The 16,835-nt window shown below is 60.0% G+C and carries 12 protein-coding genes; 7 read left to right on the top strand and 5 right to left on the bottom strand.

The window, feature by feature from the left end:
• Positions 1 to 84: 84 nt before the first annotated feature.
• The 5 genes from B9Z40_RS05785 (at position 85) to B9Z40_RS05765 (ending at position 5,765) form a co-directional block, all read left to right on the top strand.
• Entirely contained in the window at positions 85 to 2,316 is a 2,232-nt protein-coding gene (locus tag B9Z40_RS05785) for a malate synthase G (protein WP_100172295.1), read from the top strand.
• A 149-nt stretch (positions 2,317 to 2,465) separates the two neighbouring features.
• On the top strand, positions 2,466 to 2,726 hold the full coding sequence (locus B9Z40_RS05780; RefSeq protein ID WP_100172294.1) for a cysteine-rich CWC family protein: 261 nt from the start codon (positions 2,466 to 2,468) through the stop codon (positions 2,724 to 2,726).
• Positions 2,723 to 4,246 (top strand): MFS transporter, encoded by a 1,524-nt coding sequence (locus B9Z40_RS05775; RefSeq protein ID WP_233204799.1) that lies wholly within the window; start codon positions 2,723 to 2,725, stop codon positions 4,244 to 4,246. The genes B9Z40_RS05780 and B9Z40_RS05775 overlap by 4 nt, the downstream gene beginning before the upstream one ends.
• A 3-nt stretch (positions 4,247 to 4,249) precedes the next feature.
• On the top strand, positions 4,250 to 5,017 hold the full coding sequence (locus tag B9Z40_RS05770) for a class II glutamine amidotransferase (RefSeq protein WP_100172293.1): 768 nt from the start codon (positions 4,250 to 4,252) through the stop codon (positions 5,015 to 5,017).
• A gap of 43 nt (positions 5,018 to 5,060) precedes the next feature.
• Positions 5,061 to 5,765 carry a hypothetical protein gene (locus B9Z40_RS05765; RefSeq protein ID WP_199172497.1) on the top strand — a complete coding sequence of 235 codons (705 nt, stop codon included), beginning with the start codon at positions 5,061 to 5,063 and terminating at the stop codon, positions 5,763 to 5,765.
• A gap of 35 nt (positions 5,766 to 5,800) precedes the next feature.
• On the opposite strand, the gene gshB is transcribed toward B9Z40_RS05765, so the two are convergent.
• The 3 genes from gshB to B9Z40_RS05750 all read right to left on the bottom strand — a co-directional run bounded on the left by gshB (position 5,801) and on the right by B9Z40_RS05750 (position 9,241).
• Complete coding sequence (gshB, locus tag B9Z40_RS05760) at positions 5,801 to 6,748, bottom strand: glutathione synthase (protein WP_100172292.1); 948 nt, start codon at positions 6,746 to 6,748, stop codon at positions 5,801 to 5,803.
• 84 nt (positions 6,749 to 6,832) lie between these two features.
• Positions 6,833 to 7,732: a diacylglycerol kinase family protein gene (locus B9Z40_RS05755; protein ID WP_100172291.1), complete on the bottom strand. Its 900-nt coding sequence runs from the start codon at positions 7,730 to 7,732 to the stop codon at positions 6,833 to 6,835.
• Positions 7,733 to 7,744: 12 nt separating this feature from the next.
• Positions 7,745 to 9,241, bottom strand: coding sequence for an AMP nucleosidase (locus B9Z40_RS05750; protein ID WP_100172290.1), 1,497 nt, complete (start codon positions 9,239 to 9,241; stop codon positions 7,745 to 7,747).
• A 105-nt stretch (positions 9,242 to 9,346) separates the two neighbouring features.
• Between B9Z40_RS05750 and B9Z40_RS05745 the strand changes: the two genes are divergently transcribed.
• Positions 9,347 to 11,353, top strand: a complete 2,007-nt coding sequence (locus B9Z40_RS05745; protein ID WP_100172289.1) for a PhoX family phosphatase — start codon at positions 9,347 to 9,349, stop codon at positions 11,351 to 11,353.
• Between the two features lie 78 nt (positions 11,354 to 11,431).
• On the opposite strand, the gene icmF is transcribed toward B9Z40_RS05745, so the two are convergent.
• Positions 11,432 to 14,722 carry a fused isobutyryl-CoA mutase/GTPase IcmF gene (gene icmF / locus B9Z40_RS05740; protein WP_100172288.1) on the bottom strand — a complete coding sequence of 1,097 codons (3,291 nt, stop codon included), beginning with the start codon at positions 14,720 to 14,722 and terminating at the stop codon, positions 11,432 to 11,434.
• Positions 14,723 to 14,903: 181 nt separating this feature from the next.
• On the opposite strand from icmF, the gene B9Z40_RS05735 reads away from it, so the two are divergent.
• Positions 14,904 to 15,338, top strand: a complete 435-nt coding sequence (locus tag B9Z40_RS05735) for a rhodanese-like domain-containing protein (protein WP_100172948.1) — start codon at positions 14,904 to 14,906, stop codon at positions 15,336 to 15,338.
• Between the two features lie 30 nt (positions 15,339 to 15,368).
• Here B9Z40_RS05735 and B9Z40_RS05730 read toward each other — a convergent pair whose 3' ends face one another.
• Positions 15,369 to 16,814: an amidase gene (locus B9Z40_RS05730; RefSeq protein ID WP_100172287.1), complete on the bottom strand. Its 1,446-nt coding sequence runs from the start codon at positions 16,812 to 16,814 to the stop codon at positions 15,369 to 15,371.
• Between the last annotated feature and the right edge of the window lie 21 nt (positions 16,815 to 16,835).

Below are 16,835 nucleotides of genomic sequence, written 5' to 3'. Positions count from 1 at the left end.
GCTTCGTATCTTTGGCCGCTCTGCAGATGTCACTTTGCACGCCTCGGCCCGATCTGATTTTTTGACTTGACCCGAGAGGTTTTCATGACTGCACGCACCACGATCCACAACCTGCAAGTGGCCAACCCGCTGCTGAACTTCATCAACGACCAGATGCTGCCCGCCACGGGCGTGGACAAAGACAAGTTTTGGCAAGGCTTCAATGACATCGTGGCCGACTTGGCCCCGAAAAACATCGCCTTGCTGGCCGAGCGTGACCGCATCCAGACCGCCATGGACCAGTGGCACACCGCCAACCCTGGACCTGTGGCTGCAGGCAAGGCCATGAAGGACTACCGCAAGTTCCTGAGTCAGATCGGTTACCTGGTGCCCGAGCCCCGCAACGACCAAGCCACCACCGCCAACGTGGACGCCGAGCTGGCCAAGCTGGCGGGCCCTCAGCTGGTGGTGCCGATTTTGAATGCCCGCTACGCCCTGAACGCCGCCAACGCCCGTTGGGGTTCTTTGTACGACGCGCTGTACGGCACCGACGCCATTTCTGAGGCCGACGGCTGTGAAAAAGGCTCGGGCTACAACCCCAAGCGCGGCGCCAAAGTCATCGACTACTGCCGCAACGTGCTCGACCGCACGGCACCCCTGAAGACAGGCTCGCACGTGGGCAGCAAGGGCTACGCTGTCAAAGCGGGCAAGCTGGTCGTGACCTTGGCCAACGGCAAAAATTCGACCTTGGCCGATGCCAAGCAATTCGTGGGCTACACCGGTGATGCCAAGGCCCCAGCATCCGTGCTGTTTGTGCACAACGGCATCCACTTGGACCTGCAAATCAACAAGTCCACGCCGATTGGCAAGACCGACCCGGCTGGCGTGTCCGACCTGATCGCTGAAAGCGCCTTGTCCACCATCCTCGACCTGGAAGACTCCGTGGCCGCCGTGGACGCTGACGACAAAGTGCTGGCCTATGCCAACTGGCTGGGCATCTTGCAAGGCAGCCTGAGTGAAGAAGTGCAAAAGGGCGGCAAGACTTTCACGCGCACCATGAACGGTGACCGCGAATACACCAAGCCCGCTGGCAAAGGCACCGTCAAGCTGCACGGCCGCTCGCTCATGTTTGTGCGCAACGTCGGTCACCTGATGACCAACCCTGCCATCCTCTACAAAGCCGCTGATGGCAGCATGAAAGAGATCCCCGAAGGCATTCTGGACGCCATGGTCACCGTGACCTGCGCCTTGGTCGACCTGCAGAAAAAGTCCTCCCACCCCCTGCGCAACAGCCGCACGGGCAGCGTCTACATCGTCAAGCCCAAGATGCACGGCCCGGCCGAAGTCGCGTTTGCCGACGAGTTGTTTGGCCGCGTCGAAAAAGTGATCGGCATGAAGCCTTCCACCGTCAAGCTGGGCATCATGGACGAAGAGCGCCGCACCAGCGCCAACTTGAAAGCCTGTATCGCCGCCGCCAAGAGCCGTGTGGCTTTCATCAACACCGGCTTCCTGGACCGCACCGGCGACGAGATGCACACCTGCATGTTGGCCGGCCCCGTCATGCGCAAGGGCGACATCAAGAACAGCACTTGGCTGGGCGCTTATGAGAAGAACAACGTCAACGTGGGCCTGGCCTGCGGCTTGCGCGGTCGCGCCCAGATCGGCAAAGGCATGTGGGCCATGCCCGACCTGATGGCCGACATGCTTAAGGCCAAAATTGGCCACCCCCTGGCCGGTGCCAACACCGCTTGGGTGCCCAGCCCCACGGCTGCCACGCTGCACGCCATGCACTACCACCAAGTGGACGTGCCCGCCCTGCAAAAGCAGATGGAAAAGGCTGTGGCCAAGCAAGACCCGAAACAGTTGCGCGAAGACACGCTCAACGCTTTGTTGCAGTTTCCTGTGGTGGCCAAAGACGCCGCCAACTGGTCGGCTGAAGACAAACAAAAAGAACTCGACAACAACGCCCAAGGCATTTTGGGTTATGTGGTGCGCTGGATTGACCAAGGCGTGGGCTGTTCCAAAGTGCCTGACATCAACGGCGTGGGCCTGATGGAAGACCGCGCCACGCTGCGCATCAGCAGCCAGCACATGGCCAACTGGATGCAGCACGGCGTCGTGACTGAAAAGCAAGTCAAACAAACCATGGAACGCATGGCCGCTGTGGTCGATGCCCAAAACGCCGGTGATGCGGCTTACCAACCCATGGCCGGTAACTTTGCCAAGTCGGCAGCTTACAAAGCGGCTTGCGACCTGGTCTTCAAAGGCAAGGCGCAACCCAGTGGCTACACCGAGCCGCTGCTGCACGCTTGGCGCTTGAAGGTCAAAGCGGCCTGAAAGCCCAGGGGCCGGACACGGTCCGACACTTAAAAAAACGGCTCCCTCGGGAGCCGTTTTGCTGTGCATGGTTGAAAATGGTGTTTTGAGGAGGGCGCGATGCGCTGGATTGACCGGTTACCCCCATCTGAAACTGAGAGTCCGCTGTCATGACAGCACCTCTGAGCATTGACCCTTGCCACTGCCCCTTGTGCGGGCAGCCCAATGCTTGCGCCATGGCCATGCCCCAAGCTGGCGCTGAGGCCCCCGGGCCCTGCTGGTGCACGCGGGTTCAGTTCAGCGCCGATTTGCTGAAGCAAGTGCCCGAAGCGGCACGCAACAAGGCCTGCATTTGCGCGGCCTGCGTAGCGGCGTCCGAACAGTCATCCCAAGGCACAAGCCAAGGTGAAAACCAAGGCGAATACGCGTGAGCCTGGCCCAAGGCCCCCACAGCCTGCAGGCGCTGCAAGCGCGTTATGGCGATCGGCATCGCTGGTTGCTGCTGCTGTCGGTCATGCTGGGCTCGATGGCGGCGGTGATGTCGTCCACCATCATGAACGTGGCCATCCCCGACATGAGCGCGCACTTCACGCTGGGCCAAAGCCGGGTGCAGTGGGTGACCTCCGGCTTCATGGTGGCCATGACGGTGTCCATGCTCACCACGCCCTGGCTGCTGTCGCGCTACGGTTACCGCCGGGTGTACGAGGTGTGCATGTGGCTGCTGCTGGGCGGCGGTGTGGTGGGTGGCTTGGCCAACGATTTCCCTTGGGTTTTGGCAGCACGCGTGGCCGAGGGTTTGGCTGCCGGCGTGGTGCAGCCCATTCCGGCCATCATCATCTTGCGCGCTTTTGCCTCTGAGGAGCAGGGCCGTGCCAGTGGTTTGTTCGGCATGGGCGTGGTGCTGGCCCCGGCCATTGGCCCCAGCATTGGCGGTGTGCTGGTCGATGTGTTCGGCTGGCGTTCGATCTTTTTCATGGTGGTGCCGCTGGCCATGGTGGCGCTGTGGTTGTCTCGCCGCTATGTGCCCACCTCGGCTCCGGGCGGCGTGCAGGCCGATGCCGACAGCCCAGGCTTGGACTGGATTGGGCTGGCGCTGGCCAGCGCCTCGACCTTGATGCTGCTCAACGGCCTGGTGCAGCTGCGCGGCGATGACCACACGGTGGCCGTGGCCCTGCTGGTACTGGCGGGCGTGGGCATGGCCTTGTTTGTAGCCTGGCAGCGGCATTTGCTGCAGCCTGGGCGGCGCATGCGACGCGCATCTTCTGGCCGAACAGGCCAAGTCCACCAAGCGAGGAGAGGCCCGCTCATGAACCTGCAGGTGTTTGGCCACCGCCATTTCGCCATGGGGGCGTTGGTGTCTTTCACCTACGGTATCGCGCTGTTTGGCTCGACCTATTTGCTGCCGGTTTACATGCAAATGGGCTTGAGGCTGTCACCCTCCTACATTGGCGCGGCCTTGTTGCCTGCGGGTATTTTGCTGGCCGTGACCATCGCAGCCGTGGGGCGTTTGTCGCACCGCATGCCGCCCGCCCATTGGGTGAGCTGGGGCTTGGCTTTGCTGGCGCTGTCGTTTGCGCTCATGCCCTTGGTCCACCCAGCAGCGGGTTTGGCGCTGCTCTGGATTTTGGTGATCCTCGGGCGCATTGGCTTGGGCTTCATCTTGCCGTCGCTCAACCTGGGCGCGATGCGGGGCTTGCCCAAAGACCTGATCCCTCAAGCGTCGAGCGTGATCGGTTTTGTGCGCATGCTGGGTGGTGCGGCGGGCGTGAGCATTTGCGCCATCGTGCTCGAGTGGCGTTTGGCGGTGTATGCCTTGGCTTCAAGCAGTTCGGGCGACGCCGATTTGCGGGCCTTCAACGAAACCTTTGTATTTCTGGCTACGACCACCGCGCTGGCCCTGTTGGCTGCATGGAAAATGGGTGAAGCCCAAACGATTGCCAAGAAAGACTGAACCATGTGCCAACTGCTCGGCATGAATTGCAACACCCCCACCGATGTGACTTTCAGCTTCAGCGGCTTTGCGCAACGCGGTGGTATCACCGACCACCACGGCGATGGCTGGGGCATCGCCTTTTTTGAGGGGCAGGGCGTTCGCCATTTTGTGGACCACCAAAGCGCCAGCACTTCGCCCATCGCCGATCTGATCCGCCGTTACCCGATCAAAAGCCAGAACGTCATTGCCCACATTCGCAAGGCCACGCAGGGGGAGGTGAGTCTGGAAAATTGCCACCCGTTTGTGCGTGAGTTGTGGGGCCGCTACTGGGTGTTTGCGCACAACGGCAACTTGCTGGACTACGCACCACGGCTGCACGGCAGTTTCAGGCCTGTGGGGCAGACCGACAGCGAACGGGCCTTTTGCTGGCTCATGCAAGAGCTGGCCAAGTCACATGCCAGCGTGCCTACTGTGCAGGAGTTGTCGCTGACTTTGCGGGAGCTGGTGCCCCAAATTGCCCAGCACGGCACCTTTAATTTTTTGTTGTCGAATGGACAAGCCCTGTGGGCGCACGCCAGCACGAACCTGCATTACGTGCTGCGCAGACACCCGTTCACGCAAGCCACATTGAGTGATGAGGACTTGAGCGTGAATTTTGCCGATCACACGCGCGAGTCTGATCGCGTGGCGGTGGTGGTGACGCAGCCCCTGACCACCGACGAAGCCTGGGTCGCTTTGGATGCTGGAAGGGTTTACACCTTCCAAGACGGCGATCTGCTAAAGCCTTGAAACCGTCATCTGGGCGTCACTGACAAACCTATAATTTATTCGTATGACTATCAAAATGCTTTTACCGCTGGTGGCCTTGATGACTTGCTGGCATGGCAGCAGCCAAGCGGCTCGTCCATTCATGACCGACGATGCACGTTTGACCACCGAGGGTTCTTGCCAGGTTGAAAGCTGGACGCGACGCTACGCCGATCGAACAGAAAACTGGGCCTTGCCCGCCTGCAATCCAACGGGCAATCTGGAAGTCACGCTGGGCGGGGGGAGTTTCAAAGACCCACAGCAGGGCGCAAGCCAGGATCAAGTCATTCAAGCCAAAACCTTGTGGAAACGCATGACGCCCAATGGTTGGGGCGGCGGCGTGGCTCTTGGGCAATTTCGCCACCCTTCGGCCAATGTGGGGCCTAACAACCTGGGCAACACCTTTGTTTATGTGCCGCTCTCGGTGTCCTTCATGGACGACCGTTTGGTGAGTCACACCAACTTGGGTTGGTCTCGTGACAAGTCATCGCGGAACGACCAATTCAACTGGGGGATGGGGATGGAATACCAGGCCACCGGTCGCTGGTTGTTGATTGCAGAAACCTTTGGCGATGACCGACAAAAACCTTTTTGGCAAAGCGGTCTGCGTTTTGGCGTGATCCCAGGGGTTTTGCAGGTGGATGCAACCCGAGGGGCCCAATGGGGGGCGGGTTCAAAGAACCGTTGGTTGTCCATGGGTGTGCGCTTCACACCCGAAAAGCTGTTCTGACCGACCGCATCGAGCGGTTCAAAAGCGAAGTGACTTCATGATTTCAAGGCGGCCTCGACCGCATCCATGAACAGCGCCGCCACATCGCAGCCCATTTGGTCGGTGATCTCCTGAAAGCAAGTGGGGCTCGTCACGTTGATCTCAGTGAGGCTGTCACCGATGATGTCCAGACCCACCAGCATGAGACCGCGTGCGAACAGGATTGGGCCTAATGTTTCTGCGATTTCGCGGTCTCGAGCGGAAATCGGCTGCGCTACGCCTTTGCCGCCTGCAGCCAAATTGCCACGCACTTCGCCGCCTTGCGGAATACGCGCCAGACAAAACGGCACCGGTTTGCCACCGATCAGCAGCACGCGTTTGTCGCCTTGCGCGATGCCAGGCAAAAACTTTTGCACCATCACGGTTTGTGTGCCGCCTTGGTTCAGGGTTTCGATGATCACACCCAAATTCAGGCCGTCGGCACCCACCTTGAAAATGCCTGTGCCGCCCATGCCATCGAGCGGTTTCAAGATGATGGCGCCGTGTGTGGCGTGAAACTCGCGGATGTCGGCTTGGTTGCGGGTGACCAGCGTGGGCGCAATGAACTGCGGAAACTCCATGATCGCGAGTTTTTCGGGATGGTTGCGCAATGCCGCTGGGCTGTTGAAGACCCTGGCGCCTTCCCGTTCGGCCTGACTCAGGAGGTGGGTGGCGTAGAAGTATTCGCTGTCAAAAGGCGGATCGGTGCGCATGATGACCGCATCAAAGTCCTTCAAGGCAGAGCGGCTGGTGCTGGTTTCGGTGAACCAGTGGGTGGCATCGCCGGTCAGGCGGATCTCGCGCACATGGGCTGACACCGCTTCGCCTTGCTGCCAGCGCACATCGGTCATCTGGCAGGCCACCACCTGGTGACCGCGCTTTTGCGCCTCACGCATCATGGCAAAGGTCGTGTCTTTGTAAATCTTGAACGATTCCAGGGGGTCGGCAACAAACAGCAGTTTCATAAAAGGGCAGGGTCCAAAGTCAATGGGCGAACTGTGACACAGAACGCCAAAAAGGGTGTGAATCGGGTCTGAAGGCTGCGGTCATCACCGGCGCACCACCCGCAAGCTGTCGGCTTGGCACTGGATGCGCACATGCCTGGCCTCACCCAAGTATTCTCCATCAGCGGCCAAGGGCACCCCTTGAGCGCAGGCGATGTCCAGCTGCCTGTACAGCCAACAGGCGATGCGCGGGTCACCGAGGTGTCGGCCGACCAACAGCCGGGGCAGCATGAGCAGGGCGCCCAGACGGCCAAACGAGCCGGCCAGCAGCGCGTCAAGCTGGCCATCGGCCAATTGCGCATGTGGCACAGCGGGCATGCCCGAGCCGAAGGTCGGGGTGTTCAGGCTGGAGGCAAAGAGGCTGGCACCTTGGTGTTTCAAGTGCCCATCGCTGTGCAGCGTCAGGTCCCAGTGGCGCAGGTGGATCAGCTCGTGCAGTGTTGCCCAAAGGTAACGCGGCAAACCGCGCAGCCAGCTTGGGCCATTCAGGGCGCGAAGCCCGACGGCCGAATCAAAGCCTGCGGTCAGGCTTGACAGAAAAGGGGTGTCGCGCGTCTGGCCTTGCAGATCGCTCCAGCTTGCCAGCCCAGTGTCGATGCCTTGCGCGGAGCCCTGCAGCGCCAACGTCAGAGCGTGTTCCCAGGGCAGGCCATAAATGCCCCATGCCCGTGCACTGTCGTTGCCGCTGCCCATGGGCACCAGCCCTACAGTGAGCCGACGCGACAGCAGTGCGGGCAGCCAGCAGTTGAGCGTGCCATCGCCGCCGACCACCACCACGCGGCTGCCTTCGGGCCGCGAATGCAGCAGGGCTATGCTGTCCTGCAGGGCTTCGGGGGCCGCCAGTTGTGCCCCCGGCGCATGTTCGGCCAGCCACGCTCTCAGGACCGGAGCGCGCTGAGCAGCTCGGCCGCCTTGGGCGTGGGGGTTGAGCAGGACCAGGGTCATGGAGGGTTTAGTTCACTGGAAAGCCACTTCGGCAAAGCTGCGCAATTTGCGGCTGTGCAGCTGGGCCGGGCCGGCTGCGCGCAGCAACTCCAGTGCTCGGATGCCGATTTGCAGGTGCTGGTTGACCCGCTCGCGGTAGAAATGGTTGGCCATGCCCGGCAGCTTGATTTCGCCATGCAATGGTTTGTCGCTCACGCACAGCAGCGTGCCATAGGGCACCCGAAAGCGAAAGCCGTTGGCGGCAATCGTGGCGCTTTCCATGTCGAGCGCGACGGCTCGGCTTTGGCTGAAGCGCCGCTGAGGCGTGTTGTCAGGCAGCAGCTCCCAGTTGCGGTTGTCGGTGCTGGCCACGGTGCCGGTGCGCATGAGGCGTTTGAGCTCCAAGCCTTCGCATCCCGTGATCTCGGACACGGCATGCTCAAGCGCCACCTGAATTTCAGCGAGTGCCGGAATCGGAACCCACAAGGGCAGATCTTCGTCCAGCACATGGTCTTCGCGCACGTAGGCGTGGGCCAGCACGTAATCGCCCAGCTGTTGCGTGGTGCGCAGCCCCGCGCAGTGACCCACCATCAGCCAAGCATGCGGGCGCAGCACAGCGATGTGGTCGGTGATGGTTTTGGCATTGGCCGGGCCCACGCCAATGTTCACCATGGTGATCCCACTGTGCCCCTCGCGCACCAGGTGGTAAGCGGGCATTTGAGGCAGGCGCGGCGGGCTTGCGCCCAGCGCATCGTTGGGTTCGGCTGACAACCCTTTTCGGCGCGTGATCAGATTGCCAGGCTCGACAAAAGCCGAATAAACGCTGTCCTCTTTGGCCATTTCCGCGTGACCCAGCGCGATGAACTCGTCGATGTAAAACTGGTAGTTGGTGAACAGCACGTAGTTCTGAAAATGCGACGGGCTGGTGCCGGTGTAATGCCTCAAGCGGTGCAGCGAGTAGTCGGTGCGTGCCCCCGTGAACAGCGACAGCGGTTCAGCTTGGCCGTTAACGCCTCGCCAAGTCCCGTTGGCGATGCTGTCGTCCATCGCCGTCAGATCGGGCAGGTCAAACACATCGCGCATGCGGGCGCGGCGCGCGGCGCTCATTTCGCCCTCCATGTGCTCGTGTTCAGCAAATGAAAAATGCACCGGCATCGGGTCTTTGCTGGTGCCTATTTCCAGGCGCACGTTGTGGTTGCGGATCAGCAAGTCAAATTGGTCCCGCAGGTAGGGCGCAAACAAATCTGGCCGGGTGAGGGTGGTGGTGTATTGCCCCGCGTTGGCCACAAAGCCGTAACTCAAGGGCTCGTTGTCGGCGTCTTGCGGTGGCTCCCAGCCGGTAGCCGTTTCAAGCCGCACATACGGGTAACAAGCGCGCACCCGGTCTTGCATGTCATCACCGGCCACATAGCGTTGCATGGCCATCCGCAAGTGTGTCACGCTTTGCTCGTAAATGGCTTGAACCCGTGACAAAGCGTCGTCGGCGTTGTCAAAGACCTCTGGTGCGATGAAAGGTGTTGGCGTTTGCATGGATGGATTGTGCCTTCTGAGGCCGCATGCGGTTGTCATGAGATTTTCACGAAGGCCGAATAAGGTTGCGTGGTTATTCCACCAACTTTTTTAGGATGTACCCGTATGAAGTTCAATCAATTCAATCCGATGGTCATTTCCAAAGATGCAGTTCCTGCATCTTTGAGCCGTCGTACGGCGCTGAAAGTCGGCGCTGGCTTGGCCATGACCAGCATGTTCGGCTTGACCGCTTGTGGCGGCAGCTCTGCTGTGAAGGTTTCCAAAATCACATTCAACGGCATGGCCAATCCATCCACGGATGCCAACCGTGCCATGGTCTACACCAATGCCACCATCGACATCACTTACAACGACGGTTCCGTGGTCAAGGCCTCCCCTTTGAGCTACAAAACCATCTACCGCACGGGTGATGTTTTGAAGGACCCAAAAGGCAAAGACATTTTGGCTGGCGGCTACTTCAAGCCCGATGGCGTGACACCGATCATGGACACATCTGTCGCCGGTAAAGAAGAGCAGTTTTATTCGGACTCTGTCGATGGAACTTCATTGCTGAGCTTGCCTGCATCGACCGTACCTGGCATTACCGGTAATGCATTGTTTGTTGTGACCCAGTTTGAGTACAAAACCAGCAACAACGCCGGTGCCAGCATGTATGGTGCTTTGCCTGGGCCGATTGCTGTCGTGGCACTGGATCAAAACAAAACCACGGGTGAACTCGTGGCCAAGCAGTATTACAACGTGCCCACGGAGAGCGTTTACGGCATCTGGATCCCTTGCGGCGGCAGTATTTCCCCATGGAATACCCACCTCTCGAGCGAGGAGTACGAGCCCGATGCTTGGTCTGTGACAAAAACCGGTGACGCTGGTGGCTTGTTCAAGGCGTTCAGCCGCAACGCATTTGGCAGCGAAACCGCTGCGAACCCCTACCTCTACGGTCACGTTCCTGAAGTGACTGTGAATGCAGACGGCACGGCAGCTGTGCGCAAGCACTTCTGCCTGGGCCGCATTTCTCGCGAATTGGTTCAAATCATGCCTGACAACCGTACGGTGTTGATGGGTGATGACTACGTGGGGGGTGGTTTGTTCATGTTTGTGGCCGATGTGGCCAATGACTTGTCCGCCGGTACGCTTTACGCCGCCAAAGTCACGCAAACATCTGCTGCGCAGTCTGCCGACGGTGGTGTCTTCACTGTGAAGTGGATCAAGTTGGGCAGCGCCAACAGCAAAGAAATCGAAGCACTCGCCAAGAGCGTTTGGACCAACCCCAACGGTTTGAAGGCTGAAAACATCATTGATGTGAAGACCGTCGCGACAACGGGCTACAGCGCCGTCAGCTTGGACGGCGTTGCCGAGTTCACCAAGGTTCAAGCCGGCATGGAAAAAGCGGCTGCCTTCCTGGAGACGCACCGCTACGCAGGCATCGTGGGCGCCAGCATGGAGTTCACCAAGCTGGAGGGCGTGACCCTCAATGCGAAAGACAAAGTCGCTTATTTCGCCATGTCTCGCATCGAGAAGACCATGCAAGACGGCGTTGGTGATGTCAATGTGAAGAAAATTTTGTCCGGCGGTGTGTACGCCGCCAACCTCAACGATGCGCAAAAAGACACCGCCAACGGCGCCATCAACAGCGCTTGGGTGCCGACGACGTTCGCCGTTCCTGATGTCGCTGCGCCTTACGTCGGCAAGTTGCTGGGCGAAGACATCGCCGCCGATGCCGATGGCAACACGTCGGCCATTGACAAAATCTCATGCCCTGACAACGTCAAGTTCTCAGAGTCCATGCGCAACCTGTTCATTGGTGAAGACTCCGGCTACCACTTGAACAACTATGTTTGGGCGTACAACGTCGACACCAAAACCTTGAGCCGAGTCTTGTCGGTTCCTGCCGGAGGCGAGTGCACGGGCTTGCACCCTGTGGACAACCTCAACGGTTACAGCTATGTCATGTCAGGCTTCCAGCATGCCGCCGATTGGACCTTCAAGACGCCTGCCCAGGACGCCTTGAAAGCAGCCGTGTTGACCAACTATGGCCCATCCGTGCCTTCGGGTTCGCGGACTTTGGCCAAGCGTGCAGCAGTGGGCTACATCAGTGGTCTGCCTGTGATCGGTTGATCTGAGACTGGCTTGAGCACTCAGGTGCTCAAGTTGGCGTGAAAAAGCCCCGATCTCTCGGGGCTTTTTCATGGGTTTTTACATATTCCGCCGGTACTGACCACCCACCTCGAACAAGGCGTTGGTGATCTGACCGAGCGAGCAAACACGCACCGCGTCCATCAGCACCTCGAACACGTTGCCGTTGTCGATCACAGCCTGTTGCAAGCGCTTGAGCATGGCTGGCGACTCTTGCGCATGCAGGGCGTGGAAGTCGTTCAGGCGCTTGAGTTGCGACTGCTTTTCTTCCTCGGTCGAGCGGGCCAGTTCCAGCGTTTCCATGACTTCGTCGCCCTTGGGGTTGCGGAAGGTGTTGACGCCGATGATGGGCAGCTCACCCGTGTGCTTGAGCATCTCGTAGTGCATCGACTCGTCTTGGATCTTGCCGCGCTGGTAGCCGGTTTCCATCGCTCCCAAAACGCCACCGCGCTCGGCGATTTTCTCGAACTCGGCCAGAACGGCTTCTTCGAGCAACTCGGTCAGCTCTTCAATGATGAAAGCGCCTTGGCTCGGGTTCTCGTTCTTGGCCAGGCCCCACTCGCGGTTGATGATCATCTGGATCGCCATGGCTCGGCGCACCGAGTCTTCGGTGGGCGTGGTGATCGCTTCGTCAAACGCGTTGGTGTGCAGGCTGTTGCAGTTGTCGTAGATCGCGATCAGCGCCTGCAGTGTGGTGCGGATGTCGTTGAACTGGATTTCTTGCGCGTGCAGCGAACGGCCACTGGTCTGAATGTGGTACTTGAGCTTTTGGCTGCGCTCGTTCGCACCGTATTTTTCTTTCATCGCCACCGCCCAGATGCGTCGCGCCACGCGGCCCATGACGGTGTACTCGGGGTCCATGCCGTTGCTGAAGAAGAAGCTCAAGTTGGGCGCGAAGTCGTCGATGTGCATGCCACGCGCCAAGTACGCTTCCACAAAAGTGAAGCCGTTGCTCAGCGTGAAGGCCAGTTGCGAAATCGGGTTGGCCCCGGCTTCGGCAATGTGGTAACCGCTGATGGACACCGAGTAGAAGTTGCGCACGTCGTGGTGCACAAAATACTGCGCCACATCACCCATGACTTTGAGCGAAAACTCGGTCGAGAAGATGCAGGTGTTTTGGCCTTGGTCTTCTTTCAGGATGTCGGCTTGCACCGTGCCGCGCACATTGGCCAAGACCCATGCCTTGATTTTGGCGGATTCGGCTTCTGTGGGCTCGCGGCCGTTCTCGACTTTGAACTTATCGAGATTTTGGTCAATGGCCGTGTTCATGAACATGGCCAGAATCGACGGCGCGGGGCCGTTGATCGTCATCGACACGCTGGTGGTCGGGTTGCACAGGTCAAAGCCCGAGTACAGCACCTTCATGTCGTCGAGCGTGGCCACGTTCACACCCGAGTTGCCGATCTTGCCGTAGATGTCCGGACGCAGGTCGGGGTCGTTGCCGTAAAGCGTGACCGAGTCGAACGCGGTGGACAGGCGCTTGGCGGGCAAGCCTTCTGACACCAGCTTGAAGCGGCGGTTGGTGCGGAAGGGATCGCCTTCGCCCGCGAACATGCGGGTCGGGTCTTCGCCCTCGCGCTTGAAGGCAAAGGTACCAGCCGTGTAGGGGTAGCTGCCGGGCACGTTGTCGAGCATCAGCCACTTGAGCACTTCGCCATCGTCTTCGTATCGGGGCAGCGCCACCTTGCGGATGGTGGTGCCTGAGAGGCTTTTGGTGGTGAGGGCCGTGCGGATTTCCTTGTCGCGAATTTTGACCACGTACTCGTCACCCGCATAGGCTTTTTGCATGTCGGGCCACTGGGCCAGCAGCTTTTTGGCTTGAGGGTCCTGAGTTTCTTCGCGGGCCACGGCCAAATCGATGGCGGCTTCAGCCGCTTTGGCGCGGCCGGCTTTGCCCACTTCGAGCATGCGGGCGGCAGCTCGCAGTTGTTGGATTTCGCGGGCCAGGCGCGATTGCTCGACGGCGCGTTTTTTGTACCCACGCACGGTGTCGCTGATCTCGGCCAGGTAGCGGGTGCGGGCCCCGGGTACCACCGGGTTTTGGTGGGTGCTGTGGCGCACCTTGACCACGGGCAGGCGGCCTTCGGTGGTTGTCATGCCCAGATCGCTCAGACGCACTTTGAGCGCCTGGTACAGCGCGGTCACGCCGTCGTCGTTGAAGCGCGCCGCCATGGTGCCAAACACCGGCATCTGCTCGGTCGGTACGGTCCAGGCTTCCTTATTGCGCTGCACCTGCTTGGCCACATCGCGCAAGGCGTCCGATGAGCCTTTGCGGTCGAACTTGTTGATGGCCACGAATTCGGCAAAGTCCAGCATGTCGATTTTTTCGAGTTGGCTGGCTGCGCCGAACTCGGGCGTCATCACATACATGGGCACGTCCACATGCGGCACGATGGCGGCGTCGCCCTGGCCAATGCCGGAGGTCTCCACCACGATCAGGTCAAAACCCGCCACCTTGCAGGCCGCCACCACGTCGGGCAGGGCGGCAGAAATTTCGCTGCCAAAGTCACGCGTGGCAAGCGAGCGCATGAACACACGCGGGCCTTGCGACCAAGGTGAAATCGCGTTCATGCGGATGCGGTCGCCCAGCAGCGCACCACCACTCTTGCGGCGGGAGGGATCGATGGAGATCACGGCCACTCGCAGCGCATCGCCCTGGTCCAGGCGCAGGCGGCGGATCAGCTCGTCGGTGAGCGACGACTTGCCCGCACCACCGGTGCCGGTGATGCCCAGCACGGGTACTTTCTTGCTGGCAGCCTGTTCGCGCACGGCTTTGACCACAGCCGCATCGGCTTTGTCGTTTTCGAGGGCGGTGATCAGCTGCGCCAGGGCGCGCCAGTTCATCTCGCCATGACCCTGAATCGCGGCCACGTCTTTCGGAGCCAAGGGGCTGATGTCTTTGTCGCAGCGCATGACCATCTCGCCGATCATCCCGGCCAGGCCCATTTTTTGGCCGTCTTCGGGGCTGAAAATGCGCACGCCTTGGTCGGCCAGGGTGCGTATTTCAGAGGGCACGATCACGCCGCCACCGCCGCCAAACACTTGGATGTGCTCGCCACCTCGCGCCTTGAGCAAATCCACCATGTAGCTGAAATATTCGTTGTGCCCGCCTTGGTAAGAGCTGATGGCGATGCCTTGCGCGTCTTCTTGCAGGGCTGCGGTGACCACTTCGTCCACCGAGCGGTTGTGGCCGAGGTGAATGACTTCGGCACCCATGCTTTGCAGGATGCGGCGCATGATGTTGATGGCCGCATCGTGGCCGTCAAACAAAGAGGCAGCGGTAACAAAGCGCACCTTGTTCGTGGGTCGGTATTCGGCCAGGGCTTTGAATTCGGCGGACAGATCGGTCATGGGTGGCTCCGGTAACAGTCGGTATGTATCGCTTTGACGTTGACGTAAACGTCAACCAAAACCCGCATCTTAGCCGTTGCGACCTGTCCTGTCACTGACACTTTGACGCGCAGGCTTAAAGCTATGATTTGATTTCGAAAGCCTCTGAAAATGACCCTTCCAACACTTGGATGAACGCCTGATGACCATTTCTACACCGACCACACTTCCCGCACTTCAATCGGCCACGGGGTACGCAGGTGACATTTCCCCAGAACAGGCTTGGGCCTGGGTGCAATCGGGCGAAGCCGACATCGTGGACGTTCGCACCGACGCTGAGCGTGCTTGGGTGGGGTTTGTGCCTGGCGCTCATGCGCTTGCTTGGAAACAGTGGCCCAGCATGGCCATGAACCCTGACTTTGATGCAGGCATTCAGGCTTTGGGTGCGGGTGGCAAAAAATTGGTCCTGCTGTGCCGAAGCGGGGTGCGATCGATTGCTGCGGCTCAGCGTGCGACCGAGCTGGGTGTGCAGGCCTACAACATCCTCGAAGGCTTTGAAGGCGACCCCGACGCTCAGGCCCACCGAGGGGTTCAGGGTGGCTGGCGGGTACGTGGCTTGCCTTGGCAGCAAAACTGAGCCCATCCAGCTGGGAAAATCCTTAGCTGATCAGACGCCTGGCGGTCGTTGGGCCAGCATCCCCAGGTTCGCCATCTCGTAAGCGTGGGCCAGTTTCAGCAACGCCCAATCGCCTTGGGGCTTGCCGATCAAGGCCAGACCCATGGGCAAGCCGTTTGCGCCAAAGCCTGCAGGGACGCTGATCGAAGGCAGGCCTGCCAAGGTGGCATAGATCACCACCTCCATCCAGCGGTGGTAAGTGTCCATGCTTTGGCCTGCCACGTTTTGTGGCCAGCGCAGGCTTACATCAAACGGCCAAACTTGGGCCACAGGAATGGCCAGCACATCGAATTTCTCAAACAAGGTCAACATGCTTTGGTAAAAGCGCGTCCGGCTGGCACTGGCCGACATCAATTGAGCGCCGGTCAAGCCCAGTGATTGGTCGTATTCCCACAGAGCTTCGGCTTTGATGTGCGCACGGTTGGCGGGGTTGATCAAAAAAGGCGCGATGCGTGGCCCCATCAAAGCCTGCCGCCACACCAACCATGCTTGCCAAATTTGCTCGGGTGGCATGCCCAATTGGGCTTCGTCGATGGTGCAACCCATGCCCGAAAAGCTGTTCAAGGCCGATTGGCAGACCTCCAAAATCCCGCCCTCCATGGGCAGGTAGCCCTGCAAATCGCCCAGCCAACCGATGCGCTGGCCTTTGGGGTTGCTGTCCAACGACCCCGCAAACACGGCCGGGTCCTCGCTCAGGCTCGTGGGGCTGCACGGGTGCGCACCGGCTTGTGTTGACAACAGCATGGCCACATCGCGCATATGGCGTCCCATGGGGCCTTCCGTGCCCAATTGCGCAATGAACACATCTTGTACAGGCCACATGGGCACGCGGCCTTGCGAAGGCCGCATGCCGAACACATGGTTCCAGCCTGCGGGGTTGCGCAAGCTGCCCATGAAGTCCGAGCCATCGGCCACGCTCAGCATGCGTTGGGCCAGGGCCACGCCCGCGCCGCCACTGCTGCCGCCCGCTGTTTTGTCCGGGTTCCAGGCGTTGCGTGTGGCCCCAAACACTTCGTTGAAGGTGTGCGAGCCCAGGCCAAATTCGGGGGTGTTGGTCTTGCCAATGACGATGGCGCCTGCGGCTTTCATGCGCTGCGCCATCAGGCCGTCTTCGCTGGCCACAAAGTCTTTCATCAAAGGGCTGCCCAAAGTGGTGCGCAAACCCTGAACATGGGCCAGGTCTTTGACGGCTTGCGGTATGCCATGCAGCCAACCCATCGACTCACCCCGGGCCAGTTGCGCATCTCGCGCATCGGCCTGGTTGAGCAGGATCTCACTGTCCACGCGGCTGACGATGGCGTTGCTTTGGGGGTTGAGTCGGTCCACCTGCGCCAATGTCGCGAGCATCACTTCGCGGCATGAGACTTGCTTGGTGTGTATCGCACGGGACAAGTCCAGTGCACCGAGTTGGGTAATGTCCTGATAAGCAGTGGTCATGTTTCGCTTTATAATGTTCAG

Origin of the sequence: Limnohabitans sp. 15K, from assembly GCF_002778285.1 — a bacterium.
Lineage (GTDB): Bacteria > Pseudomonadota > Gammaproteobacteria > Burkholderiales > Burkholderiaceae_C > Limnohabitans_A.
The sequence above is the reverse complement of the archived record's forward strand: the minus strand, read 5'-3'. Positions and strand labels throughout refer to the sequence as shown.

Bases quoted from the DNA above. Each gene is read 5' to 3' on its own strand.
- B9Z40_RS05785 (WP_100172295.1), top strand. From the start codon at position 85: ATGACTGCACGCACCACGATCCACAACCTGCAAGTGGCCAACCCGCTG.
- B9Z40_RS05780 (WP_100172294.1), top strand. From the start codon at position 2,466: ATGACAGCACCTCTGAGCATTGACCCTTGCCACTGCCCCTTGTGCGGG.
- B9Z40_RS05770 (WP_100172293.1), top strand. From the start codon at position 4,250: ATGTGCCAACTGCTCGGCATGAATTGCAACACCCCCACCGATGTGACT.
- B9Z40_RS05765 (WP_199172497.1), top strand. From the start codon at position 5,061: ATGACTATCAAAATGCTTTTACCGCTGGTGGCCTTGATGACTTGCTGG.
- gshB (WP_100172292.1), bottom strand. From the start codon at position 6,748: ATGAAACTGCTGTTTGTTGCCGACCCCCTGGAATCGTTCAAGATTTAC.
- B9Z40_RS05755 (WP_100172291.1), bottom strand. From the start codon at position 7,732: ATGACCCTGGTCCTGCTCAACCCCCACGCCCAAGGCGGCCGAGCTGCT.
- B9Z40_RS05750 (WP_100172290.1), bottom strand. From the start codon at position 9,241: ATGCAAACGCCAACACCTTTCATCGCACCAGAGGTCTTTGACAACGCC.
- B9Z40_RS05745 (WP_100172289.1), top strand. From the start codon at position 9,347: ATGAAGTTCAATCAATTCAATCCGATGGTCATTTCCAAAGATGCAGTT.
- icmF (WP_100172288.1), bottom strand. From the start codon at position 14,722: ATGACCGATCTGTCCGCCGAATTCAAAGCCCTGGCCGAATACCGACCC.
- B9Z40_RS05735 (WP_100172948.1), top strand. From the start codon at position 14,904: ATGACCATTTCTACACCGACCACACTTCCCGCACTTCAATCGGCCACG.
- B9Z40_RS05730 (WP_100172287.1), bottom strand. From the start codon at position 16,814: ATGACCACTGCTTATCAGGACATTACCCAACTCGGTGCACTGGACTTG.